This is a genomic window from Palleronia abyssalis, from assembly GCF_900302445.1.
Lineage (GTDB): Bacteria > Pseudomonadota > Alphaproteobacteria > Rhodobacterales > Rhodobacteraceae > Palleronia > Palleronia abyssalis.
The window spans coordinates 85883-107723 of record NZ_ONZF01000011.1 but is presented as its reverse complement, the minus strand read 5'-3'; the positions used below and the strand labels follow the sequence as shown (position 1 = coordinate 107723).

Sequence of the window (21841 nt, the reverse complement as noted above, 5' to 3'; positions counted from 1 at the left end):
GAGACCCACCATTCATCGTCCGGTCGGATCGCTTGTCAGAAGTGCGCCCGCCGGGTTGCGCTTTCGCCTTCGGGCCGGACCTTCGGGCATCTGCGAGGACATACCAAGATGAAACGGCAAGGAGATGCCGTCGTGGCGGGCGACCCCGTATTCCGCAGAACTGCCGCCATCGACCGGCAGAAAGGCATTGGGGCCATCGCGCGGATCACCCGGAGGTGCTTTCGCTATCCTTGGCGGGCAGGACTTGCCTTGGCTGCGACAGTGCCTGCCGTGATGGCGCAGCTTTCGATCCCGGTCATTCTGGGAAGGGCGGTCGATCAGACGGTGGCGATGGACCGGGGCACCCCCGATATCGGGGCGCTTGTCGTCATCGCGCTGACGCTGCTTGGGGTCAGCGTCCTGCGCGGGCTCTTTACGCTGGTGCAGAACTATTCAGCGGAATCGGTCGGACACGCGCTGGCGCAGGATTTGCGAAACGAGATCTATGCCAAGGTGCAAAGGTTACCCTTCTCCTTCCACGATCGCACCCATTCGGGCGATCTGATCACCGTCGGGATGCTGGATCTGGAAGGCGTGCGCATGTACTTTTCGACTGCGCTGGTGCGGACCGTCATGCTGACCCTGCTGATCGGCATCGGGGCGTGGATGCTTTTGACCACGAATGTCATTCTGGGCCTGTTGGCCCTGTCTTTCGTGCCCTTCGCCGCCTGGCGCAGTTCTGCCATGCAGCTCAAGCTGCGCCGGACGTGGCTGATCCTGCAAGAGAAGCTGGGCGTCCTCAGCCAGAAGATGGAAGAGAACCTGGCCGGTATCCGGGTGGTTCGCGCTTTCTCGGCTCAGGAGTACGAGATGGCGAAGTTCGACGCCTCGTCCCGCGAGGCGTTGGAGTACAGCCACCAGCGGATCGACGTTCGGGTGCGCAATACCTCGGCCATGACCTTGTCCTTCTTCGCCGCGATGGGCCTGGTGCTGCTTTTCGGGGGGCGGCAGGTCGCCGCCGGAGAGATTACGGTCGGCACTCTGGCGACCTTCCTGACCTTCATGACCATCCTTCAGATGCCGGTCCGGCAACTGGGCCTGATGGTCAACGGTTACGCGCGTGCATCGACGTGCGGTGCGCGGTTGTTCCAGCTGATGGACACGCCCGTCGAGATCGACGATTCGCCGGGCGCACGGGAACTGGAGATCACCGAGGGCATCCTGAGGCTGGACAATGTGGGCTTCGCGTATCAGGGCCCTGTCGCCAGACCGGTCGTCTCGGGCATCTCGTTCGAGGCGCGACGGGGCGAGACCATCGGGATCCTCGGGGCGCCCGGGGCGGGCAAGACTTCTTTGATGCAACTTCTGCCTCGGTTTTATGACGTTACCGAAGGGGCCATCACCATCGACGGTCAGGACATCCGAGAGGTCACGCTGGATTCCGTCCGCCAGTCGGTCGCCATCGTGCAGCAGGACAGCTTTCTCTTCACGACGACGATCGAGAACAACATCGCCTATGCGTCTCCGTTCACCGATGATCGCCGCATCCGCGGTGTTGCCGACAGCGCGCAACTGCATGACTATGTCCTGGGGCTGCCGCATCAGTATTCGACCGTCGTCGGCGAACGTGGCGTGTCGTTGTCGGGCGGACAGCGGCAGCGCTTGTCCATCGCCCGCACGTTGATGACACAGCCGGCAGTGCTGATTTTCGACGACAGTACGGCCGCCATCGACGCGGGAACCGAAAGCCGCATCCGCGCCGCCTTGCGGGACTACGCCAAGGACCGCGTGACCTTGATCGTCGCGCATCGGCTGGCCAGTATCCGGAACGCCGACCGCATCCTGTTCATGGAGGGCGGCCAGATTGTCGAACGAGGCACCCACGAAGAGCTCATGGCCCTCGGTGGCCGGTACAAGGCCCTGCACGATCTTCAGATGACCCCCGAGGACGACGTGCTCCGGACGGAGGCGGCACGATGACCCGCACCGGCACGAGCGAACCGCGCGACCCCCATGACGACGGTCGCCCAAGGATGCGGGCCGTCGTTGGATCCAGCCGGATCGAGGAAGACATCTTCGGCCGGGTCTTCGACGGCAAGGTCGTCAGCCGTATCTGGGCCTTCGTCGATCCCTACAAGCGCCGGGTGTGGATCGCCGTAGCCGCGGTGTTGGTCTTCACCCTCTCGCAACTGGCGATCCCGCTTTTGATCAGTTACGCGATCGACTTCGGCATGGCGCCGGGAGCGTCCGGCGGCGTGCTGGCCGGGATCGTCGCCCTCTTCGCGCTGGTGATCGCGGTGAACTACGCCGCCTCTCTGGTGCAGGAGCGGGTGACGGGGCAGGTCGCGGAAAACGTTCTGTTCGACATCCGCCGCAAGATGTTCAGCCACCTGCAACACGTCTCGCTGACCTTCATGGACAAGACCGAAGTCGGCCGACTGATGTCGCGGCTTCAGGGTGACGTGAACTCGATGCAGGAGTTTCTGGAAACCTCGGTCCAGTCCGTTGGCGACATCGCGCTTCTGATCGGGATTGTCGCCGTGATGCTCTGGCTCGACTGGCAGCTTGCACTTCTGGTGCTGATGGTGCTGCCGGTTCTTCTGGGCGTTCGGGTCCTGTGGTTGGCGCGGGCGCGGTCGGCGTTCATGGCCGCTCATGAGGCGAATTCGATCACCAACGGTGCCCTGGCCGAGGCGATCCACGGCGTGCGCGCGATCCAGGCGATGAACCGAGCCGGGCTGAACGCCGAGCTCTATTCGGACTTGGCGAACCGCACCTACACTGCACAGCTGCGCGCGTCGCGCCTTGCCCAGATCATGATTCCCATCGTCGATACCCTGACCGGTATCGCAATGGCGGTAGTCGTGATCGCAGGCGGTTTGATGGTCGTGTCGGGCCGGATCGAAATCGGCGCGATGGTGGCCTTTCTGTTCTACATCCAGCGGTTCTTCGACCCGATCCGATCCCTGACCATGCAGTATTCGGTGATGCAACGCGCGATGGCGTCGGGGCACCGCCTGACGGAGGTTCTGGATGTCGACATCGACGTCAACGATGCGCCAGACGCCGTGGCACTGGGCCCGGATGATGACGGCGCGGTCGAGTTTCGCAATGTGACGTTTGGCTACGATCCCGATCATCCGGTGCTGAAGGATGTCAGCTTTGCCGTCGCATCAGGCGAGCGGGTGGCGCTGGTCGGGCCGACGGGGTCGGGAAAATCCAGTTCGATTTCTTTGATCCATCGGTTCTATGACGTGCAGGCCGGGGCGGTTCTGGTCGGCGGACATGACGTGCGTGGCGTTACACAGAAAAGCCTCGGCCGGCACATCGCGATGGTCTTGCAAGAACCATACCTCTTCACCGGCACCGTGATGGGGAATATCCGGTATTCCTCGCACTGGGCCAGCGATGAAGACGTGATCGAAGCAGCCAGGGCCGTTGGTGCCCATGACTTCATAACGTCGATGCCCGAGGGCTACGACACCAAGCTCGACGAGCGGGGATCGAACCTCAGCCTCGGCCAGCGCCAGCTTCTCAGTTTTGCCCGGGCGCTAGCAGCGGATGCCAGGATTCTGGTCTTGGACGAGGCAACGGCGAATATCGACAGCTACACCGAAATGCAGATTCAGAAGGCGCTGCAAAGGCTGCTCGAGGGGCGAACGGGATTGGTGATTGCGCACAGGCTCGCCACGATCCGCAACGCGGACCGGATCGTCGTCCTTCAGCAGGGGGTCAAGATCGAAGAGGGCGATCACGATGCCCTCATGGCGCAGAAAGGCTTGTATTCGAAGCTGTTTACCATGAATTACGCCAGTTTTGACGACCTTCCAAGCGATCTGATGCATGAGGAACGGACATTGGCGACCTGACATTTGGATGCGGCCACCGCGCGCGGGGGCTTGGGTGCGCAAAGGCCGATGTGCGAAACATGTCGTCAATCCAGCGTGTTAGCTGTTCCGCAAAGCAGACCTATCCCACCAAACTACAAGACCAAGAACTGGCTGGCCTGGAGCATCGCGGCTTCCTGGCGCCCTGGATCGATCATGACATGGCCCGGGGGGCCAGCGCCAATGGGCAAGCAGTCGTCGTATAGCGATGCGGCGATCCAGAGGTGCCTTAGGATGAAGGTCCTCTTTGGCTTGACGCTCCTTCAGCAGATTGCGTTCGTGCAGAGCCTTCTGCGGCTCGTCGGCGTCGATTGCCCGGTGTCGAATTTCACCACGCTGAGCAGGCGCCAAACGACCTTGGCGGCGACTATTCCCGACAGGGGATCGCACAGGCCGTTGAACCTACTGATCGACCCATCGGCATCAGGGCTGAGGACGAATGGCATACCCACAAACAGGTGGCGCGAAACGGTGTCTTTGGCGCGAGATCCGAATCCTTTGCCCGGCAGGGCCATGGGCAGCATGATCCCGAGAGGGGCGTCGAGAGCGATCGCTGGAAATGGGTGAAACGCTTCGATCACGCGGCGCGGTCTTTGGCGTCGATGCCGCCCTCGATGATTATTGGCAACTTGTCCATCTCCTTTAGACGTCGCCATCCCTTCGCGGCAACGTGCAAGAGCTTGTGACCATCAGCCGGGCCGTATCGCGCAATATCTGACCGTGGCGAACACGCTCTCGATCAGGTTCGATTCCGCGGAAGGCTCTAGTGATCCGACGGAAAATCGTAGAAGGCCAGTAGCGCACCGCGCTCGGTGGTCAGACAGATCGCGGCCTTGCTTTGGGGAAGCCCAGCAGTTCTTCCCTCCTCTCGGGCGTCACACCTGTTAGAACGAGCATGCACGCCGCCCGCTGTTCCATCCGGGTCTGGGGATCGACCCCGTCCATTGACCAGCAGGCGCATGCACAGCGGGCTGTCGGAAGGGGCCTTAGATGCAACGTCGGGCGGCGAGGTCGCGGCGCTGCCGGCGCCCATACTCGGTTTCCAATCCGCTTATCAGGCGGGACAGGGCGCCGCTGGGCAACAGGTTCGGGGCGTTCTCACCGAGCAATGCCCCAAGTGCGTGCTGCAAAGTCCCCATCGAGATGCCGCGAAGTTAAAGAACCGGCAGTAGCTCTTTGAGGCTGCGGGACCGTCGCCCCCCTTCGGCAAAATGGTAGAACTGAACCGGATCTTGCCGTTCCCATTCTCCACAGCCCTTTCGCGGATCTTCAGCCGCTTCACCGCGGGTCCACTAATCCCGGTCGATGTCTGCCGCTCAGGCCTGTATCTAGGCCGGACCACAAGCTGACGTATATCCGGCGAACGGGGCTTCAGTAATCTCCGTGAGTAAAGCATCCGCCTCGGCCTTCAGCGCCGTCGCAAACATCCGGCGCGCACTCTCATCCAGCGGGTGTATTGAACCGCCCCGGCTTTATCGGAGAGCGTTTCGTTCAACGGGTCAGGCGGCCTTATCGCGGGGTTGGGGCTGTTCAAGATGTCGTCGCTCAGCTTCTGCCGGCGGGATGTAACCTATCGAGCCCAAGAGCCGATGCTGGTTGCACCAATCCGCCCAATGGAAGGTCTCCCATTCGACCGCCTGCATGGTTTTCCAGGGGCCGAGCTGCTTGATGACCTCGGTCCTGAACGGGCCGATGACGCTTTCCGCGCGCGCGTTATCGTATGAGTCACCCACCGTGCCGACGGATGGATCGACCTCTGCATCTGCCAGGCGTTCAGGGTACTTGATGGAAAGATATTGCGATCCGCGGTCCGAATGATGGATCAAGCTCTTGTTCCCTATGGGCTTTCTTTGCCATAGCGCCTGCTCGAGTGCATCGAGGACAAACTGGCTGGTCATCGAGGTCGATACCCACCAGCCCACGATGCGACGGGCGAATACGTCGATGACAAACGCGACGTAGACGGTCCCCGACCAAGTCGGGACATACGTGAAATCCGATACCCACAGTTGGTTCGGCCGGTCGGCATGGAAAGCGCGGTTGACCTTGTCGTCCGGACAGGGCCGCGCCGCGTCCGGGTTCGTCGTTATTACCTTCTTGCCGCGCACCACGCCCTGCAGGCCCATCTCGCGCATCAACCGTTCCACCGTACAGCGCGCGACAGCTGTCATTGGCGCGCCATCGGCCTGAGCAACGCCCTCGCGCCTCAGAACATGCCAAACCTTGCGGGCGCCGTAGAGTCCGCGATTGTCCGACCAGACCCTCCGGATCTTCTCTCGTAGCGCATCATCGCGCCGGACGCGTTTGGACGCCCGCGAAGGGTCCCGGGCGATCGCCTTCTGCTCATAGTAAGTGGACGGGGCGATCGGCAGCACGCGACAGATCGGCTCGACCCCGAACTCCTCCCGGAAATCATCAATGAATGCAGTCATTTGCGGAACGGGCGGTCGAGCTCTGTCCCGCTGCGCGGCAACACATGCTTGCATGTGTGAGAGCGGGGGCAAAATACGCACTGGCCGTCTTCAGGATCTCGTTCGCCTGGCGCAGTTCGCGCACCTCGCGCTCCAGCTCCTTTATCCGGGCCTTCTCTGCGCTGGTCGGGCCGGCTTCCTTGCCCACGTCACGCTGGGCCTTCTTGTACCAGACCCGCAAGCTATCCGCGGAGCAGCCAAGCTTCTGGGCAATGTCGCGCACCGCCGCCGTCAAAGGCTGTAGCCATCGAGATGGTCCGCAACCATCTGCACAGCCCGCTCGCGGAACTCGGCCGGGTACGGGCTCGTCGTGTTCTTCTTGTCCATAGAAAGCAATCCTTTGAGAGTTTTGCTCGCCGGGCAAGCCGGGGCGGTTCAGGGACTGTCGAAGCAGGACGATGTCAGTATCGTCTTTCATGGCGTATCGCTCTCCTTGCGGCTTCTGGCAGGCCGGCGACACGCCGCCTTCTCCGGCCGCATTACCCAAGGAAAGCCTAGGCTATATCTGGATACCCCTGTTCGCGCACGATTGCTTTCTAGCAGTAATTTAGCGTTGGTGACGTGTGATCGGGTGCGGTCTTGTATCAGGCTGTTGTGCGGGGAATACATGTCCGCTGGCTGGTATGGAGCTGCGTGGCTCTGGTGCGAAATCACGTCTGCGGGCTCATGTCCCGTTGACCCGGATGCGTTTTTTCAAAACCATCGTCAGCGATCTCTTGTCCTTACTGTCTACGATCACCTAACACGCCGATGTCCAATTTCTTACCGCTTATCAAATGTCAGCCGGCAGCCAGTAGCGGATTCCTGTAACTTTCTTCCGAGTTTTCATCGTCCAAAGCGCCCGGGCCATCTTGTTGACTAACGCGATTGCAACCGCCTTGCGTGGGTTCCCAAGCCGAGAACCGACATTGCGCCGATGATTAGCAGCCGCCGAATGTCGCTGCCCGATCTTCCAAGGTCGCCCAGGGACTTGCTTGCTACAGTTGAACGTTGCCGTGGCACCAGTCCCAGCCAGGCTATGAAATCCCGACTGCGCTTGAAAACTTACGGGGTGGGAGTGAAAGGTTCGGTTGCCATTGCGGTGATCGGCCCGAGGTCCAGCATCGGCGTCATCCGTGACAAGGCATCAGATCGTGTCGTCGCTTGCTTCAATGTCGCCTACGTTGAGCTGCCGCCCGAATTTCGGACACTGACATAAGCTACGATTTGCAGTGTGCTGATCTTCGACGCGAAGGAGATCAGAGATGTCGAAACGCAAGCAGCACGCGCCTGAGTTCAAGGCGAAGGTCGCGCTGGAAGCCCTGAAGGGCGAGGAGACGGCGGCCGAGCTGGCGAGCCGGTTCGGGGTGCATCCGACGATGATCCATCAATGGAAGCGGGCCCTGCTCGAAGGTGCGTCCGGCGTGTTCGAGCGCGGGGGCGGCAAGAAGCTCGAGATTGACGAGGAGCAGGTGAAGGAGCTCCACGCCAAGATCGGGTGAATTGGCGGGTGAACGCCACCGGTCCGAGAGAACCCGCCAATGCGGTGGCCAACTCTTTTTTGGAGCGAAAGCTCAAGCCTTGGGGCGGGAAGTGAGGCGCGGCATGGTCGAACCCGATCATCCGGAGCTATCGATCGGCTACCAGTGCCGCTTGCTGTCAATTTCACGCTCGTCGTTCTACTACACCCCGAAGGGGGAGACTGAGCAGAACCTCGGCTTGATGCGATTGATCGACGGGCAGTTCCTGGAAACCCCGTTCTTCGGAGTCCGGCAGATGACCTGGCACCTGCGCAGTTCAAGGGACCGTGGGCCCAGTGGGGCCGCGAAAGCCCGCAGAACGGGCACCTGGTGAACGAGAAGCGTATCCGCCGGCTGATGCGCCTCATGGGTCTGATGCCGATCTGCCAGAAGCCCAACACCAGCAGGCCGGCGAAGGGGCGCACGACCTACCCATACCCGGCTCGAAGGGATTGAGGGTGGATCGGCCCAACCAGGTTCCCCTCTCGGGATCATGCTGCGCATGACCCTGTCGGGCAGCGGGTGCTCCGACATTACCTATCTGCCCATGCGGCGGGGGGTTCCTCTACCTTGTCGCCCTCGTGGACTGGCACATCCGAAAGGTCCTGGCTTGGCGGATCTCGAACACGCTGGAGGCCGACTTCTGGTAACCGGCCGATTGGGGGCGCAGTTCAGGCCTCGGCCTTCCAGTTCCAAGGGAGGAGCTCGTGGAGGCGGTTGATCTTGTGATCATGGATGCGGTCAAGGATGTCGGTGAGCCAAGCCTGGGGATCGAGATCATTCATGTTCGCCGTCTCGATCAGCGTCATGGCCCGGGCGAGGGTCTCGCCGCCGCTGTCGGACCCGGCGAAGAGCCAGTTCTTCCGGCCGATCCCGATTGGACGCATGGCACGTTCGGCCGGATTGTTGTCGATCCCGATGCGTCCGTCCTCGAGGAACAGTTCGAATGACGGCCAGCGGGAGAGCCCGTAGCGGAAGGCCTTGGCGAGATCGCCTTTGCCCGGGATGCGCGGCAGCTGGGTCTCGGCCCACACCTTGAAGGCATCCACCATGGGCCTGGAATGCTGCTCACGCGCTGCTTGGCGCAGCTCGGCAGACCGGCCGGCGATCTCACGCTCGACGTCGTAGAGCTTCCCGATCCGGTCGAGCGCCTCCCGTGCGATCTCGGACTTCGTGGCCTCCCGGACATCGTGGAAGTCGCGGCGTAGATGCGCCCAGCAGACCGCCTCCCGGAACTGGCTGCTGCCGTCCGCCCGGCGTTGGTAGAGATGGCCGAAGCCGGCATAGGCGTCCGCCTGAAGGATGCCGCTGCTACCTTGCAGATGCCGACGCGGATGCTCGCCCTTCCGGTCCGGTGAGAAGCGGTAGACCACGCCGGGCGGCGCCGTGCCGGCCCAAGGCCGTTCGCCATGGGTCTCGAACCATGGCGACCACATGGCTCACTCCGAGACGTAGGCCCGGACCCGCCCCTGCTTGATCCCCTTGCCGAGACCGCGGTCCCGACGGGACCGATCCAGCACGCGGATCGGGTTCGCCATCGGTCTCGAACGCATGGCGACGCGATGGCTCACCGTCCGCATGGAGCACGGGGGAGCCCATGACCTCCACCTCGATCCGCGCGGCGATCGGCGCGAGCACCTTCATGGCCCCGCCGCACCAGTTCAGGAGTGTGCTATCGGGAATGTCCGCCCCCATGCGGGCGTGGTTCTCGCTCTGCCTGCAGAGGGGGAGATGGTCATCGAACTTGGAGACCAGAACCTGCGCCAGAAGGCCCGGACCGGCCATGCTGCCGGGGATCGGTCGGCTCGGGGCTGCGGGCTGCACAATGCGTTCGCAGCAGCGGCAGGACTTCTTCACCCGCGCGATCTGCCCTCTCGGGGCATTGCTGCGCAATGCCCTGACGGGTGACAAATCACCTTCATCTGCGCGGCGATCATGTCGAGCAGCTCGCTGACGTCCTCGCCCACCATGCGCAGGTCGCCACCGCAATCGGGACAGCAGGTGCCGGGGTCGAGCTCGCGGCGCTCCCGTGGGGTCTCGTCCGACACCCGCGGCCTGCGACGCGACTTCGCCTCGGTGGTGGCGGGGTGGGCATCCTCTTCGTCGGCCGGCTCGTCGCGCTGCTCGGCCGCGGCGATCAGCAGGTCTTCCAGCGCCAGCTCGATCTGCGCGATCTCCCGTTCGATCTTCTCCGATGACTTGCCGAAGGCCTGCTTCAGGAGCCTGGCGATCCGCAGACGCAGCGCCTGGACCAGCTGCTCATGGGCCTGAAGCGTGGCCAACATCCGGGCATTCTCCGCCTGAAGGGCAGCGATCATCGCCTTCAGAACGGTGGGGTCATCGGTGAGGCTGTCGGCACTGTCGGACATGATGAAAGATACCATGCCGTGCCGCGTATATCCAACAAAACAAGGGGTTTTGGAGGTTCTATATCACCCCACCCGTGCCGGCGGCGCGCCCCAGTCCGGGCGTCTCCAGTCGATCCCCTCCCACAGCATCGCCATTTGCGCGGAGGTCAGCCGGGCCACGCCGGCCTCGGCGGCCGGCCACGGGAAGCGGCCACGTTCCAGAACCTTGTAGTAGAGGCAGAACCCCTGACCCTCCCAATAAAGAAGCTTCAGCCGATCTCCCCGACGGCCCCGACGGCCCCGACGGCCGCGGAACGCAAAGACCGCGCCGCTTGCAGGCTTCTGGCTCAGGACATCCTGGGCCATGGCCGAAAGCCCCGCGATGCCCTTGCGCATGTCGGTGACGGCGAGCCAATTCGCGCCAATGGTCCGAGCGACATTGGCGAGCGGCGAGGTAGCCCCGGATCCCCGTGCCCGGCCCGATCATGCTGCCTCGACGAGGCGGATCAGCCGGACGAGATCGTCATCCTCGATCTGTGCGTCGCAGCGAAGGGTCCGGCCATTGCCCAGGACGATCTCGAACCGGGGAGCCTCCTTGGGTTCTACATCGGAAGTTTTGTCCGGCTCCTCCACGACATGCTCGAGGGGCAGGAACACGATCCCTTCGGCTCTCGGCCACATCCTCTTCCGCCGGAGCTCGCGACGCCACTGGTAGATGTGTTGACGGGTCAGGTCGTGGCGACGCGCGACGTCCGCCACGGTGGCCCCCGCGACACCGGCCTCCAAAAGCACACCAAGCTTCTGCTCGTCGGACCAACGCCGTCGCCGTTCAACACCGACGATCACCTCATGCCGCATATCTGCCCCCGCCTGATACCACGTCGATAACGACGGAGTAGAAGATCTACGCCCGAAGGCAGGCAGGCGGCCTCAATCGGTTGCTTACGACTTCTGTGTCAGCGCGCTGAACGAAGCCAGCCACAAGTTCGGCCCGCCCGAGATCATGAATACCGATCAGGGCTGCCAGTTCACGTCCTTCGCCTGGACAGACCGTCTGCGCCGAACCGGCATACGCATATCGATGGATGGAAAGGGGCGATTCCTCGACAACATCTTCATCGAGCGCCCCTGGCGGACCCTGAAATAAGAGTGTGTCTCCCTACACGCGTGGGAAACCGGTTCGGAGGCGAAGGCAGGCATCCGGAAATGGATGACCTTCTACAACCGGCAACGCCCACACTCCGCCCTTGGCGGCAGGCCGCCGGCGGTGGTCTACTGGCAAAGAGATGATATCAACCAACCCGATCAGCAGGTGCAGAAGGTAGCTTAAACTTCGACGGTTCCTGTCCAAAGGATGGGGAGTAGCTCACATCTTACACGATGTAACCGGTCGGATCATTGATCTGCTCAAGGTAGACAATGCGTTGACCGTTTAGGTCCTTTGGCGGGTAAACAGATCGCGGGTTCGAAAGGTAATGGCACGCGCTGCTGTTGGGGTGACTTTGGCTTGCCAAATCGCATGGCAAGACGGCTAGCTGCTTCAGCTATCGCCTTCCATGGATAGTTCCGCCTTTTGTAATGAGGCCTACATCGCGTCGGCATAGTACGATGCCGTCGAAAGGAGGTGTCCACCCCATCCCTTCTGATTTAGTATCAACGTACTATCAGATCGGTGAAGTTCTGGCTCAGCCGAATGTATTCGAGTGAGGCGTCAGCCTATAGCGCAAGTCATATTGCCGCTGCATGTGCTACTTCTCGGCCAGATCGGACAGCGCAGCGAGGACGTCGTCTATCGACCGCGCATTCTCCAGCCGCACGTCGTGGCCGGGCCGCAAGCCCAACAAGACGATGTGGTTGTGGTTGTCGATGATACCGGGGACGACCGTTCAGCCCCCGAGCTCGACGGTTTCCGTACAGGGCCCGGTCTGCAGATTGTCGCCCACGGCGGCGATGCGATCGCCGACGGCATGTAGATCGCTGGCTATGGCCCCGGAGGCATCCATTGTGTGAATAATTCCCCCCGATAGAGAACATCCCGGACGGACCCACAAGATTGCGCGTGCAACGGCACCGCGGCAGCGCAAATGACGGCCGCACCGATGATCGGTTTCATCATGGTCTCCTCCCGAGGATGGTTGACGCACGGTAGCATCGCCCGGCAACCGGTCAATCATCGAGACTGTTATGCTATAGGATGGGCCGGCGCCGAGCGTCCGTGGCCGTTACACCAAGGGTCGGGTCTCGGCCCGTATGACGGTGTTCGGGTGATCCATTACGAGCGCGCTCCGTGGCGATGAAGTGGGGGATATCTGATACGCAAACAGCCGGCTCGAAATTCGGCTGTGTTGGTGCGGGATTCCAGTTCGGTATTTGCCCGAACTGCGCCACGCCGAAAGATTTGCCTTCGTCAAGATTTAGCTGGTCGCACTTGAACTCTTCGGCGGCCTATTCCTCCGAATAGAAGTACACGGCGTAATCGCGGCCCTACCGGGTAACGGACGGCGCCTATGACACATTCGACGGCTGGCTTGAACCGGTGGCGCCGCGCCGGCTGACCTGACGCTATGTCATCGCGAACCGCGGGTTGGACGCTGTTATTTCGCCTCGACGGAACGTCAAGCCCTGGAATAAGGGTAGCCCCGGCGTTGGAACGACGCTTTGCGCGCCGTCAAGCACCTGGGACGGACCATCTGGCGAAGATGGAGCGGATACCATCGCCGAAGCCGCGTCGAGACAAAGATAAACTGCATAAACTGCTCGGTCAGAAGCTCATTGCTGTGGACTTCGACTGCCAGATTGCCGAACTCCAGATCCGCATCCATCATGAACCGCTTCACAGCCCTCGGCATCCCCGTCACACAACCCGAGGTCTAACTTCGACGCGGAAAAGGGAAAATTCGTCTTTCAGGCGTTCCGTGCAACAGAGCCCCCATGCCGCAGGTCATTAGAATGCCGCATGAAACGGATATTGCCTTACACCATAGTTTGCACCCAGTATCAGCTACTGGTTCCAGCCTAGCCGCGGCTTAGATGTTTTCTGCTTCACGCCTTCTTCTCAAGTCCGAAGGAAGGGATCATCGGCATTTTGTCGATGACGTGGCCGGTATTGCGGACGGTGAAGTCATGGCCCAAAGGGCCTTCGCGGTATCGCGTCTTACGCCGCCGATGATGATCGCCAATATCATCAATGCATTTTCCATCCCCTTCGTCTTCTACCTTGAAGATCAGTCCCGCATCGATGCATTCGTCTGGGCCGCGATCGTAATTGCAATGGCGTGCTATTTTCTGGTGCTCTCGCACGCCCGGCGCCACAAGCCGTTTCCCACCACTATGTCGTTGCGGACTTACAGGAAAAGTATCGGGCAGGCTTGCCTTCTGGGCGCCTTCTGGGCGTATCCGGGCCTTGTCATTTTGCCTGAGGTCGAAGGGCTGTCGCAGGCGTTTCTCGTCGCGATGGCGGCGGGGATGGTAGCGGGCGGGGCGATCACGCTCTACCCGATGCCGTTGGCGGCATACGGGTTCTCCGGGCTGATCCTGGCCGGATCGATGGGGGGGTTCAGTCGAACCGACGAACCGGCGTTTTGGGGCTTTGCCCTTGTGGCGGCGACTTTCGCGATGATCATTTTCAGAAGTATCCTGCGGCACGAGCGAATCTTCGTGTCCGAATTCATCCTGCGGCGGTCCATCGATCGGCAGAAGGATCGCATGGGTGAGATGCTCGAAGCCGCGCGCGAGGAAGTGCGCGCCGAGCGCAGACTGGCAGAGGATCGGCTGGTCCAGACCCAGAAGATGGAAGCCATCGGCCAGCTGACGGCCGGTATTGCCCATGATTTCAATAATCTGCTTGCCGCTGTTCGTGGCCACGCAGAGCTCTTGCAACTCGAAACCGATACTCAATCGGATCTGATCGACCCGATCATTCAGTCGGCCGATAGCGGGGCCGCATTGGTCAGACAGTTGCTGGCATTCGCTCGCAAGCAATCCCTGATGCCGCAGGTCCTTTGCCCGCGGAAGGCCGTGCACGAGGCGGCGAACCTGCTGCGTAGGGGGCTGAGGGAAGACATCGAGATCAGGCTGGACGTGGACAACGTGTATTGGCCAATTCGCATCGATCCGCATCTTTTCAGCAATGCGCTTCTCAATCTCGGAACGAACGCGCGCGATGCGATGCCGCAAGGCGGCACGATCACCATTTCCGCGCGGGACCTGCCCGGGGACGGATCGGTCGACAGTCCGGGCGATTTGGTTCGGATCAGCTTTTGCGATACCGGCATCGGTATGCCCGAAGATGTCCGCGCGCGCGCCACCGAACCATTCTTCACGACCAAGGAGTTCGGGGCGGGAAGCGGGTTGGGCCTGTCTATGGTCTACGGGTTCGTAAAGCAGTCCGGCGGCGAAACGTCGTTCGAGAATGCGCCCGGTGGCGGTACATGCGTGCATCTTGACCTGCCACGGTCGAGGGAGACGCCAGATGCATCCGAAGCCAAGCCGCCCGATACCCGGCCCACCGTCGGGGAAAGGAAGGTCCTTCTGGTGGAGGACAACCCGGCCGTCAGGCAAGCGATCTTATCCATGATAGAGTCCTTGGGCTATGCGGTGCGCGGCGTGGGAACCCTGGAAGCGGCGCGGGCAGCACTCGCGGATATGTCGGCGCGCCCTGACATCGTCGTAACCGATATCGTTCTTCCCGGGGGGCAATGGGGAACGACCTTCGTGGCTGAACTTTCGCAAACCAATCCTGAACTGGGGGTCGTGTTGATTTCGGGTTTCCACTTCGGCGAGGACGAACTGGGGCCGGATATCCAGGATACGACGCATCTGGCGAAGCCGTTCAGCCGTGACCAACTCGCCGCGGCCCTGAACGATGTTTGGGACAGCTTGGCAAAGAGACGGTAGGCAAATCGCCGAAGGCACGGTCTGGGCCAGCGCCGTACCGGCGACCTAACTCCTAGAAGACAACGACTTGGCGAATGGCTTGACCGGCGGCGAGGCGTTCGAAGCCTTCGTTGATGTCTTCGAGTGCGATCCGGTGGGTCATCAGCCGCTCGATCGGAAGTTTGCCTTGCTGCATCATTCGCGCGAAGCGGGGGATGTCGCGCACGGGTACGCACGAGCCGACATAGGACCCCTTGAGGGTCCTTTCCTCGGCGGTGAGGGAGACTGCGGGCAGTTCCAGTTTGGCTTCCGGGTTCGGCAATCCGGCGGTGACGGTCGCACCGCCGCGCCGCGTGATGTCGTACGCGAATTTCAGGGCGGGCGCGGCGCCCGCAAGCTCGACGGCAAGGTTCACGCCGCCTTCGGTCCAGGCTTTCACTTCCGCCACGGCGTCCGGGTCACGCGGGTCGATCACGTGGGTGGCCCCGAGGTCCTTGGCAAAGGCGCGCTTGTCCTCGGCCAGATCCGCCGCCACGATCGTTTCCGCGCCAGCCGCGACCGCTCCCAGAAGCGCGGCGAGGCCGACACCGCCCAGTCCGACGATCGCACAGCTTTCGCCCATCCTGAGGTGACCGGAGTTCATGACCGCCCCCACGCCGGTCAGAACGGCGCAGCCCAGCAATGCTGCACGGTCAAGCGGAATGTCCCGGTCGATCTTGACGCAGGAATTCTCGCTCATCACCGCGTGGGTCGAGAACGCCGAGACACCGACGTGATGGTTGACCGTCGCCCCGTCGACCTTGATGCGCCGCTCACCGCCCAGAAGGGTGCCCGCGGCACCGGCTTTGGCGCCGGGCTCGCACAGGGCGGGGCGGCCTTCGGCGCAGGGCACGCAATGGCCGCAAGAGGCGATGAAAACCATGACGACGTGATCGCCGGGCGCAAAACGCGTCACGCCTGGGCCGACCGCCTCGACCACGCCGGATGCCTCGTGTCCCAGCGCAATGGGCGTGTCGCGGGGGCGGTCGCCATTGATGACCGACAGGTCAGAATGGCACAGGCCCGCAGCTGCCATCTTGACCAGAAGTTCACCGGGCCCCGGATCCTCCAACGTGGCCTCGACTATTTCGAGAGGGCGGCTTTCGGTATAGGGGCGGGCGGCCCCCATCTCGCGCAGAAGCGTGACCTGTGCTTTCATCTTGGCTTTCCTCGCTTACCGGATCGCAACCGGGTTGATCATCGATTGCACGGCACCCTGGAAGCGCGGCTGCCCGAGGACGAACATGAATTCTGCCACGTCGTCTTCGACCAGTTGCCCGGTCGCCATGTTCTCGAGGATGTAGACTCCGTTCTTGGCCAGAAGCTCCTGATGCGCGGGGAAGACCAGCCCCTCCGGGTGCGGTACGGCGTCCAGTCCCCAAGTGTCCGCGCCCACGGCCACGACGCCCTGCTCGGCCAGCCAGGCTGCCCCCGCGTCGTCGATCCCCGGCTCACCGGCGGCGAAGCGCTCCGGGTCGCTTTCGATCAGGTCCAGCCAGCCCGTGTGCAACAGCACGACGTCGCCTTCCTCGATCGATAGACCCGAAGTCTCAAGCGCGGCCTGCATGTTCTCGACGGTGATCAGGCTGCCTTCCTCCATGATCTCCGTCCCGGCCTGACCCGCCATGTCCAGCACAATGCCGCGCGTGACGATGGGCGGGATGTTGTGGATGCCCATCTTGGTCAGGCCGCCGGTCGTGACGTAGTCGGCGGGGGTGTTGCCGTTGTAGAAGACGTTGTCGATCCCGAGGTGACCCAGACCGTCGATCTGCGAGCCCAAGCCGACCCATCCCATGATGACGTCGTCGACATAGCTCATCTTGTTCGAGCCCAGCGTCGCGCCGGCTTCCTGACCGGGCATGAAGATGTTGATGTCCAGCTCGCGCACCCCGAAGCCCGGCGTGTCGGGTCCGACCGGAATGCCAAGCGCGTAGGTCCGACCTTCCGTCACCAACCCGGCGGCGCGCTGTGCCAACGCGGGGGTCAGCAAATTGGCCGCGCCGATCTCGTCGTCGGCACCGTATTGCGAGGGATACCAGTCCCCGTTCGACGCCTCATGTTGTTCGGCCATGGTGGGTAGGGCCACCAGTGCCGCCAAGGCGGCTGTCAGAATCGTCTTCATGTGTTCTCCTCCCAGAGAGTTGCGAAAACGCGGGATCGGTCAGGCCGTTTCCGCGGCCTTCTTTTCGATCTCGCCCCGCTCGATGACGTAGAGACCGTCCACAAGATCGGCCGAGTGGACATGATCGGATTCGGATAACAGGACCGACAGTCCCTCACCGCGCAGCACGCCGATCACTTCGATCAGGCGTTGCGCCAGCGCGGGGGCGACGCCCTCGAACGGCTCGTCCAACAGCAGCAGCTTGCGCCCGACGATCAAGGCACGCCCAAGCGCCACAAGCTTCTGTTGACCGCCCGATAAGGCCAGCGCGCGCCGGTCCGCGAACCTGCCGATTTCGGGCATCAGTTCGTAAATCCAGTCCAGACGGCTGCGGTCGATGTCTTCCCCCAGTGCGTTCAGCGGCAGAAGGATGTTCTGCTCGACCGTGAATTCGGGGATGAGGCGGCGATCCTCGGGCATATAGCCCACCCCCATCGCCGCGCGGGTATGGGCGGGTTCGCGGGTCATGTCGGTGCCGTCGATCAGAATCTCACCACCGTCCGGCCGCAGCAGGCCCATGACCGATCGCATGAAGGTCGTCTTGCCCGCGCCGTTCCGACCGATCAGGCCGACCGTGCGCCCGGGGGCAAGGACCAGGTCGGCCCCGCGCAGGATTTGCGTGCCTGCGATACTGCTTTCAAGCTTGCGGGTCTCAAGCATGGACACCTCCGATGACGTATTTGCGGACGTCGTCCTCGGACAGGACTTCGCGCGTGGGGCCATCCGCCAGGATCTTGCCCTCGTAGAACGCGACGGTGCGTTCGGCGAAACGGGTGACGATGTCCATGTCGTGCTCGATGAACAGCAGTGTCGCGTCGTCGGCCTTCAACGGCGCGATCACCCGCTCCATCATCTCGATCTTCTCATCCGACGAGACGCCCGAGGTCGGTTCGTCCAGCAGGATCAACGCGGGATCGTTGATCGCTGCCATGGCAATATCGAGCTGCTTCTTGATGCCCTGCGGGAGCGTGCCGACCGCGGTATCCGAATGCTGGCCAAGCCCGAACCGATCGAGCACCGCGCGCCCGGTCTGCATGCGGGCATCGGTCAGCGCGGCCCGGCGCAGCCCGCCCTTGCCGTCGGCCGCTGCGATCTCGGCAATCATGACGTTTTCCAGCACGGTGAGCTGCGGGAAGATCTGGCTGATCTGAAACGATCTCCGGATCCCCGCCTGCGCCGTCTTTCGGGGGCTCGACCCGGTGATATCGCGGCCGCGGAATCGGATCGTGCCCGAGGACGGCTTCAGATAGCCTGTCACCATGTTCACGAACGTGGTCTTGCCCGCACCGTTCGACCCGATCACGGCGAGGGTTTCGCCGGGATACAGCGAGAGCGAGATCTCGCTGGCCGCGACCACGCCGCCGAAGCGCTTTTCCAGGTTCTCGGTGACAAGGATCGGATCGCTCATGCTTTGCGCCTCCGTTCGATCAGGGACCACAAGCCCTCGGGAAGAAGAAGGATCACCGCCAGCATCACCAAGCCGAGGATCATCTGCCACGCGTTCGGCGCCAGGTCGAGCGCGTAGGTCCGGACAAGTTCAAGCAGGAAGAACCCGATCACAGGTGCGATGGTCGACCCCCTGCCTGCAAGCAGGGCGACGAAGACGAAGCCGCCAGAAGTCGTCCAGTTCGTCATCAGCGGATCGACGTGGCCCGTCGACATCGCCAGAAGGCCGCCCCCCAGACCCGAAAGGGCAGAGGCCACCACGATGACGATGAACGCGACCTTGCGGGGACTTGCGCCCAGATACTCCAGTCGGATTTCGTTCTCGGCCACCGCCTCGCACAGCATCCCCGCGCCCGAAGTCAGGTAACGGGCGGTGGCGAGGCACGCGATCACCGTCAGGACAGCCGTGGTGACGTAGTAGATATCGGGTCGCACCGCGCGGTCGGGCGTCCAGCCCAGATAGCTGACCGGTGGAATGTTGAACCCGTCGGTGGACCCAAGCCATGCGGCTTTCACCAAGAGCCCGTAGAGGATCATCGACACGGCCAGCGACAGCATCGCATAGAAGATCTCGCGATAGCGCGATAACAGCAGGCCCAGGACGATGCCGGCCACGGTCGAGACCAGCACGGCGGCGATCAGCAGGATGAAGATGTCCGTGATCCCGGCCTGCGCGGCCAGCATGCCCACCGCATACCCGCCCAGCGCATAATAAAGGCCCTGGCCGAAATTCACGAGCCCCGCCCGCATCTGCAGTGCGACCCCAAGGGCCACCAGCCCCCCGGCCAACGCCGTCTGTAGAAGGAACCGAAGCCAGGACGGCAGGAAGAAGCCCACAATCAAAAGAACGGCGAGAATGGCGATATACAGCGGCTCGCGCCGGAAGTCGGTTTTCATCATATCTTGCGTCCCGATGCGCGGGCGAAAAGCCCGTGGGGTCGGATTGCCAGGACCACGGCCATGACGGCGTAGATGGCGAACAATTCGTAGGCGGGGGCGAGGTGGACGGACATCGCGCGGGCGTATCCCGCGAAGATCGCGCCGATGGCGGCCCCGGGAATGGACCCCAACCCGCCGATGACCACGACGGCGAAGGCCAGGATGATCACTTCGACCCCGATGCCCGGCGTCACGGCGATCTTCGGGGCGGTCACCACGCCGCCGATCACGGCAAACACCGTGCCGATGGCGAAGGTCGTCGCGAAGATGCGCGTGACGTTGATGCCCATGGCGGCGCTGATCTCGCGATCCGCGACGACGGCCGTGGTCATGCGCCCCATGCGCGACCGTTCCAGCCAGAACCAAAGCGCGATGCCCATGACGATTGCAAGCGCCACGATCATCAGGTCATAGACCTGATAGGGCAGGCCGCCGATCTCGACGAAGCCGAAATAGGCGTAGGGCTGATACACGAAATAGCTCTCGACGCCCCAGATCAGCTTCACCGCGTCTTCGAGGATCAGGAACAGCGCGTAGGTGACGAGGACCATCAGCACCTCGTCCCGGCCGTAAAGGAACCTCAGGACGCCGCGTTCCACCACCAAACCGACGATCACGCCCGCGATCAGCGCGACCACGCCCATGACGGCGAAGGCCAGCGCGCCGGGCAGGCCAGCCGCATAGAAGACACCCAGCGCCGAGGCGCAGACATAGGCGCCGATGGCGTAGAAGGCGCCGTGTGCGATGTTGAGAATACGCATGACCCCGTAGATCAGCGTCAGCCCCACTGCGACGAGGAACAGCCACGCGGCATAGTTCATCCCGTCCAGCATGATGGCGGTAAATTTCAGCATGTCATCCGTCCGATGGGGAAGGGGCGGGCGCGTATCCGCGCCCGCCATGCAGGGTCAGTTTGCGATCATTCGCAGTCTGCGCCGGGGAAGCCGGCCTCGATCCACTCTGCCGCCGTCTGGTCGGCCGGCGGGTTCACGCATTCGGCGTTGTAGGAGATCACGTTCTCGACCGTCGGGTTGCCCTCGTCATCCAGCGCATAGGTGCCGTAGGCGATGCCTTGGATGGCCTGGTGGCCGTTGCCGATGGCCATGCGGACCGTGCCTGCGGGCGTCTCGAACTCGAGGTTCTCGAAGGCAGCCGCGATCTCGGCGGGATCGTCCGAGTCGGCTTTTTCCCACGCGGCCTTCAGGCCGAGGATGGCCTGCGCCATCTTCCAGGCGGGGTAGGACGGCGGGTTGCCGTATTCCGCCTCGTAGGTTTCGCGGAACCAGTTGGCCAGTTCGGTGTCCGGCGCGAAATAGCTGTAGGGTCCACGCGCGCCGATGATCGCGCCTTCGGGGATCTCGTCAGGCAGGCGCTGCATGGCCGCTTCGCCCGTGGTCATCACCACCGCCGAGCGCTGGAACAGCCCGCGCGGCGCGGCCTGCAGGATGAACGCCTCCAGATCGCCGCCCCAGAAGGACGTGTGGATCGCATTGGCGCCCGACGTCAGCAAAGCCGAGACCTCGGCCCCGTACTGCCCGGCGAAGACCTGCGGGAATTGCTCGGTCGTGATGTCCGATCCCGTCTCCAGCGCCTCCAGCGAGCCGGTGAAGTCGGCCCAGGCGTCCTGTCCCCAGGCATAGTTCTGGTTGATGCCGGCAACGCGGCTCATGTCCACGCCGGTGTCCATCAGGTAGCGGACCGCGCCGACGGAATCGATCGTGCCGGTCGGGCCGGTGCGGAACAGGTAGGTCGGGTCGGTGACCACGGATTCGAAAATTTGCGGCGTGCCGCAATCGACCAGCACGGTCAGCTGCTGCAGCTCTTCGGCGAGGGGGGCCACGGCCTTGCAGTTGCCCGACGAGGTATAGCCGACCACGGCATCCACTTCGTCACGCTCGACCAGGTTGCGATATTCCTGCACGGGATCGGCGGCCTCGTCGACATAGGTCGCTTCGACCTGCCGACCGTTGATGCCGACCTGATCGTAGGGCGCGGGGACTTCGCCGGCGTTCAGCGCCTCGATCAGCACAGTTGCGCCATTCTGCTGGGGCAGTCCGAAGGGACCGGATGCGGCGCCCGATAAGAAAACGGGAATCCCCAGTTCGATCGGGTCGCCGTCCTGCGCCATCGCGCCGCCTGCCGCGACCGCAGCCCCTGCGAGGCCCAGCGTCAAGGTTCTCAGTTTCATTTCGTTTCC

General features: G+C 62.8%; 16 protein-coding genes, 7 pseudogenes and 1 other annotated feature. Of the genes and pseudogenes, 10 read left to right on the top strand and 13 right to left on the bottom strand.

Features of this window, described 5'->3' with window-relative positions; translation table 11 throughout:
- Positions 1 to 108 precede the first annotated feature (108 nt).
- From PAA8504_RS18050 to PAA8504_RS18040, 3 genes and pseudogenes are all read left to right on the top strand, one after another.
- Complete coding sequence (locus PAA8504_RS18050; RefSeq protein WP_108895539.1) at positions 109 to 1959, top strand: ABC transporter ATP-binding protein; 1851 nt, start codon at positions 109 to 111, stop codon at positions 1957 to 1959.
- Positions 1956 to 3848 carry an ABC transporter ATP-binding protein gene (locus PAA8504_RS18045; RefSeq protein ID WP_108895538.1) on the top strand — a complete coding sequence of 631 codons (1893 nt, stop codon included), beginning with the start codon at positions 1956 to 1958 and terminating at the stop codon, positions 3846 to 3848. The genes PAA8504_RS18050 and PAA8504_RS18045 overlap by 4 nt, the downstream gene beginning before the upstream one ends.
- A 48-nt stretch (positions 3849 to 3896) precedes the next feature.
- A pseudogene (locus PAA8504_RS18040) lies at positions 3897 to 4362 on the top strand (transposase); the annotation flags it as partial.
- A gap of 1003 nt (positions 4363 to 5365) precedes the next feature.
- Here the strand turns inward: PAA8504_RS18040 and PAA8504_RS18035 are convergent.
- Together PAA8504_RS18035 and PAA8504_RS18030 are read right to left on the bottom strand one after the other, a co-directional pair.
- Positions 5366 to 6664, bottom strand: a pseudogene (locus tag PAA8504_RS18035) (IS3 family transposase).
- Positions 6224 to 6347 (bottom strand) — a sequence feature (AL1L pseudoknot). Its footprint overlaps the pseudogene before it by 124 nt.
- 531 nt (positions 6665 to 7195) lie before the next feature.
- A pseudogene (locus PAA8504_RS18030) lies at positions 7196 to 7366 on the bottom strand (transposase); the annotation flags it as partial.
- A gap of 215 nt (positions 7367 to 7581) precedes the next feature.
- Here PAA8504_RS18030 and PAA8504_RS18025 point away from each other — a divergent pair.
- From PAA8504_RS18025 to PAA8504_RS22975, 3 genes and pseudogenes are all read left to right on the top strand, one after another.
- Positions 7582 to 7818 carry a transposase gene (locus PAA8504_RS18025; RefSeq protein WP_108895535.1) on the top strand — a complete coding sequence of 79 codons (237 nt, stop codon included), beginning with the start codon at positions 7582 to 7584 and terminating at the stop codon, positions 7816 to 7818.
- A 103-nt stretch (positions 7819 to 7921) separates the two neighbouring features.
- Entirely contained in the window at positions 7922 to 8170 is a 249-nt protein-coding gene (locus PAA8504_RS22175) for a hypothetical protein (protein ID WP_181375861.1), read from the top strand.
- A 189-nt stretch (positions 8171 to 8359) separates the two neighbouring features.
- Positions 8360 to 8480: pseudogene (locus PAA8504_RS22975) on the top strand (IS3 family transposase); the annotation flags it as partial.
- Between the two features lie 27 nt (positions 8481 to 8507).
- On the opposite strand, the pseudogene tnpC reads toward PAA8504_RS22975, so the two are convergent.
- From tnpC to tnpA, 3 genes and pseudogenes are all read right to left on the bottom strand, one after another.
- Positions 8508 to 10205: pseudogene (tnpC, locus tag PAA8504_RS18015) on the bottom strand (IS66 family transposase).
- Between the two features lie 63 nt (positions 10206 to 10268).
- A complete protein-coding gene (gene tnpB / locus PAA8504_RS18010; protein WP_108895533.1) occupies positions 10269 to 10580 on the bottom strand; it encodes an IS66 family insertion sequence element accessory protein TnpB in 312 nt (103 codons plus the stop codon).
- 87 nt (positions 10581 to 10667) lie between these two features.
- The gene (gene tnpA, locus PAA8504_RS18005; RefSeq protein ID WP_108895532.1) at positions 10668 to 11042 is read right to left on the bottom strand and encodes an IS66-like element accessory protein TnpA; all 375 of its coding nucleotides are present in this window, start codon (positions 11040 to 11042) and stop codon (positions 10668 to 10670) included.
- 88 nt (positions 11043 to 11130) lie between these two features.
- On the opposite strand from tnpA, the pseudogene PAA8504_RS22580 reads away from it, so the two are divergent.
- From PAA8504_RS22580 to PAA8504_RS22575, 3 genes and pseudogenes are all read left to right on the top strand, one after another.
- Positions 11131 to 11460: pseudogene (locus PAA8504_RS22580) on the top strand (transposase); the annotation flags it as partial.
- Positions 11461 to 11917: 457 nt separating this feature from the next.
- Entirely contained in the window at positions 11918 to 12157 is a 240-nt protein-coding gene (locus PAA8504_RS17990; RefSeq protein WP_108895529.1) for a hypothetical protein, read from the top strand.
- Positions 12158 to 12753: 596 nt separating this feature from the next.
- Positions 12754 to 13058 (top strand): annotated as a pseudogene (locus PAA8504_RS22575) (IS5/IS1182 family transposase); the annotation flags it as partial.
- A gap of 168 nt (positions 13059 to 13226) precedes the next feature.
- Here PAA8504_RS22575 and PAA8504_RS22165 read toward each other — a convergent pair.
- Entirely contained in the window at positions 13227 to 14048 is an 822-nt protein-coding gene (locus tag PAA8504_RS22165) for a hypothetical protein (protein ID WP_181375859.1), read from the bottom strand.
- On the opposite strand from PAA8504_RS22165, the gene PAA8504_RS22160 reads away from it, so the two are divergent.
- Entirely contained in the window at positions 13974 to 15080 is a 1107-nt protein-coding gene (locus PAA8504_RS22160; protein WP_181375858.1) for an ATP-binding protein, read from the top strand. The genes PAA8504_RS22165 and PAA8504_RS22160 overlap by 75 nt on opposite strands.
- 52 nt (positions 15081 to 15132) lie before the next feature.
- On the opposite strand, the gene PAA8504_RS17975 is transcribed toward PAA8504_RS22160, so the two are convergent.
- The 7 genes from PAA8504_RS17975 to PAA8504_RS17945 all read right to left on the bottom strand — a co-directional run bounded on the left by PAA8504_RS17975 (position 15133) and on the right by PAA8504_RS17945 (position 21832).
- Positions 15133 to 16257 carry a zinc-dependent alcohol dehydrogenase family protein gene (locus PAA8504_RS17975; RefSeq protein WP_108895526.1) on the bottom strand — a complete coding sequence of 375 codons (1125 nt, stop codon included), beginning with the start codon at positions 16255 to 16257 and terminating at the stop codon, positions 15133 to 15135.
- A gap of 15 nt (positions 16258 to 16272) precedes the next feature.
- The gene (locus tag PAA8504_RS17970) at positions 16273 to 17220 is read right to left on the bottom strand and encodes a cyclase family protein (RefSeq protein WP_219928944.1); all 948 of its coding nucleotides are present in this window, start codon (positions 17218 to 17220) and stop codon (positions 16273 to 16275) included.
- A gap of 39 nt (positions 17221 to 17259) precedes the next feature.
- The gene (locus PAA8504_RS17965) at positions 17260 to 17919 is read right to left on the bottom strand and encodes an ATP-binding cassette domain-containing protein (RefSeq protein WP_108895525.1); all 660 of its coding nucleotides are present in this window, start codon (positions 17917 to 17919) and stop codon (positions 17260 to 17262) included.
- Positions 17912 to 18667, bottom strand: a complete 756-nt coding sequence (locus tag PAA8504_RS17960) for an ABC transporter ATP-binding protein (protein WP_108895524.1) — start codon at positions 18665 to 18667, stop codon at positions 17912 to 17914. Before PAA8504_RS17960 ends, PAA8504_RS17965 begins: the two co-directional genes overlap by 8 nt.
- Positions 18664 to 19605, bottom strand: coding sequence for a branched-chain amino acid ABC transporter permease (locus PAA8504_RS17955; protein WP_219928943.1), 942 nt, complete (start codon positions 19603 to 19605; stop codon positions 18664 to 18666). The genes PAA8504_RS17960 and PAA8504_RS17955 overlap by 4 nt, the downstream gene beginning before the upstream one ends.
- Positions 19602 to 20498 (bottom strand): branched-chain amino acid ABC transporter permease, encoded by an 897-nt coding sequence (locus tag PAA8504_RS17950; protein WP_108895570.1) that lies wholly within the window; start codon positions 20496 to 20498, stop codon positions 19602 to 19604. The genes PAA8504_RS17955 and PAA8504_RS17950 overlap by 4 nt, the downstream gene beginning before the upstream one ends.
- Positions 20499 to 20563: 65 nt before the next feature.
- Positions 20564 to 21832, bottom strand: coding sequence for an ABC transporter substrate-binding protein (locus PAA8504_RS17945; protein ID WP_108895522.1), 1269 nt, complete (start codon positions 21830 to 21832; stop codon positions 20564 to 20566).
- Positions 21833 to 21841 lie beyond the last annotated feature (9 nt).

Coding starts and splice junctions, on each gene's coding strand:
- PAA8504_RS18050 (WP_108895539.1), top strand. CDS start 109: ATGAAACGGCAAGGAGATGCCGTCGTGGCGGGCGACCCCGTATTCCGC.
- PAA8504_RS18045 (WP_108895538.1), top strand. CDS start 1,956: ATGACCCGCACCGGCACGAGCGAACCGCGCGACCCCCATGACGACGGT.
- PAA8504_RS18025 (WP_108895535.1), top strand. CDS start 7,582: ATGTCGAAACGCAAGCAGCACGCGCCTGAGTTCAAGGCGAAGGTCGCG.
- PAA8504_RS22175 (WP_181375861.1), top strand. CDS start 7,922: ATGGTCGAACCCGATCATCCGGAGCTATCGATCGGCTACCAGTGCCGC.
- tnpB (WP_108895533.1), bottom strand. CDS start 10,580: ATGCGCAAGGGCATCGCGGGGCTTTCGGCCATGGCCCAGGATGTCCTG.
- tnpA (WP_108895532.1), bottom strand. CDS start 11,042: ATGCGGCATGAGGTGATCGTCGGTGTTGAACGGCGACGGCGTTGGTCC.
- PAA8504_RS22160 (WP_181375858.1), top strand. CDS start 13,974: ATGGAAGCCATCGGCCAGCTGACGGCCGGTATTGCCCATGATTTCAAT.
- PAA8504_RS17975 (WP_108895526.1), bottom strand. CDS start 16,257: ATGAAAGCACAGGTCACGCTTCTGCGCGAGATGGGGGCCGCCCGCCCC.
- PAA8504_RS17970 (WP_219928944.1), bottom strand. CDS start 17,220: ATGAAGACGATTCTGACAGCCGCCTTGGCGGCACTGGTGGCCCTACCC.
- PAA8504_RS17965 (WP_108895525.1), bottom strand. CDS start 17,919: ATGCTTGAGACCCGCAAGCTTGAAAGCAGTATCGCAGGCACGCAAATC.
- PAA8504_RS17960 (WP_108895524.1), bottom strand. CDS start 18,667: ATGAGCGATCCGATCCTTGTCACCGAGAACCTGGAAAAGCGCTTCGGC.
- PAA8504_RS17955 (WP_219928943.1), bottom strand. CDS start 19,605: ATGATGAAAACCGACTTCCGGCGCGAGCCGCTGTATATCGCCATTCTC.
- PAA8504_RS17950 (WP_108895570.1), bottom strand. CDS start 20,498: ATGCTGAAATTTACCGCCATCATGCTGGACGGGATGAACTATGCCGCG.
- PAA8504_RS17945 (WP_108895522.1), bottom strand. CDS start 21,832: ATGAAACTGAGAACCTTGACGCTGGGCCTCGCAGGGGCTGCGGTCGCG.